The organism is Rhodoferax saidenbachensis, assembly GCF_031457975.1.
Classification (GTDB): domain Bacteria; phylum Pseudomonadota; class Gammaproteobacteria; order Burkholderiales; family Burkholderiaceae_C; genus Allorhodoferax; species Allorhodoferax saidenbachensis_A.
This window is the reverse complement of record NZ_JAVDXO010000020.1, coordinates 1-1,681: the sequence shown is the minus strand read 5'-3', so window position 1 is coordinate 1,681 and position 1,681 is coordinate 1. Positions and strand designations below refer to the sequence as shown.

Annotated in this window: 1 protein-coding gene; it reads right to left on the bottom strand. The window is 57.0% G+C overall.

What is annotated here, in order from left to right; all coding sequences use genetic code 11:
* Positions 1 to 158: 158 nt before the first annotated feature.
* A complete protein-coding gene (locus J2X15_RS21190) occupies positions 159 to 1,604 on the bottom strand; it encodes an IS1182 family transposase (protein ID WP_310347032.1) in 1,446 nt (481 codons plus the stop codon).
* Between the last annotated feature and the right edge of the window lie 77 nt (positions 1,605 to 1,681).

Here is a 1,681-nt window from a genome sequence, read left to right as displayed (position 1 = left end):
TGGGCCGAGGCTGTGTGGAAACGCTCATCCGTTTCCATCCAGCGGCAGCTTGGCGGCAACCCAGTAGGTTTGTTTGACGAATACCGTGTTGACGGCGCCTGAGCGGCCTTATGGCACTCCAGTGACCCCATATGAGGCTGCAAACGGCAACAAAGGGCTCATGCCCCTGCCAGTCTCATCGCCTTCATCATTCCCTCGAACCCCAAGATACTCAATAGCCGCCTGAAGTTGTACGCCAGCACGTTCAAGCCCATCTCTGCACTGACGTTGGGTAAGCGTCGTGTGAGGAAGTGCGTGTAGCCCATCCAGCTCTTGAGCGTACCGAACACATGCTCAACGGTTCGTCGTCTGATGGTCATGGAGTTGGGTGAGCGATCCAGGCGGCGCTGCACTGCCTCCAACACCTCTTCATGCTCCCAGCGCGAGATGCGCCGGTAGCCGCTGGGCGTGCATTGCGACTTCAATGGACATTTGGGGCAGGCGCTGCTCCAGTAGCGGTGGATCATCATCCCGTTCTCTTCTCTGGCCATACGGTGGATGGCTCGTTGCCCTGCCGGGCAGAGGTACTCATCGTCCTCTTTGATATAGATGAAGTCAGCCCTGTCGTAGCGCCCCTCTGCTTTTGCATTCGATGTCGTTGGCTTGGGAAGGATTGCATCAATGCCCGCATCGGCACAGGCCTTGATTTGTCGCCCACTGAAGTAACCACGGTCAGCGATGACGCGTAGCTTCTTTCTTCCCATGGCTTCACGGGCCGCTTGCGCCATGGGACTGAGTTGGGCTCTGTCACTGCCAGCATTGGTAACCTCGTGCGCAACGATCAGATGGTGCTTGGCGTCCACCGCCACCTGCACGTTGTAGGCCACCATGCCTGATCCTCTGCCGCTGGTGGCCATGGACCTGGCATCGGGATCTGTCCTGGAGATTTGGCCGTCGGGCTGTGTCTTGAGTTGTTCTTTGACGGTATCGAGTTCACGCATCTGCTGGCGCAGCCGTGTGATCTTGTCCTGTAACCTGTCTGTCTTGGCCTTTAACTCGACTGGCTGCGTGCGGTCTGCCGTCTCCAATGCCACCAGGTAGCGTTGGATGCTTTCCTCAATCTGCTGTTGGCGCTTGTCGATCTTCCCGCTGGTGAAGTTGCAGTCGCGCGAGTTCACTGCCTTGAACTTGCTGCCATCGATGGCCACTACCGCCTGGCTGAAGAGTTTGAGATCGCGGCACAGCATGACGAAGCGGTGGCATACGTTGCGAATGCCCGCACTGTTGTCACGGCGGAAGTCCGCAATGGTCTTGAAGTCCGGAGACAGCCGGCCCGTCAGCCACATGAGTTCAACGTTGCGCTGGCATTCACGCTCCAAGCGGCGACTGGACTGGATGCGGTTGAGGTATCCATAGAGGTAGAGCTTCAACATGACCGCTGGATGGTACGAGGGGCGTCCTGTTGATGCAGGATTGGCGCCTTCAAAGCCCAGGGCCACCATGTCCAGCTCGCCTACGAAGGCATCTACCACCCGAACAGTGTTGTCTTCGGCAATGAAGTCATCCAGGCATTCTGGTAACAACGTCACTTGTTGCCTGTCTTCTCCCACAATGAATCTGGACATATTCAATCCTCCACACGGCTTGATATGTCATAGCAAATGTGGGGAGAGATTCAAGGTGTTTTCACACAGCCTCGGTC

Excerpts from the sequence above, each read along its gene's own strand:
- J2X15_RS21190 (WP_310347032.1), bottom strand. The coding sequence starts at position 1,604 with ATGTCCAGATTCATTGTGGGAGAAGACAGGCAACAAGTGACGTTGTTA.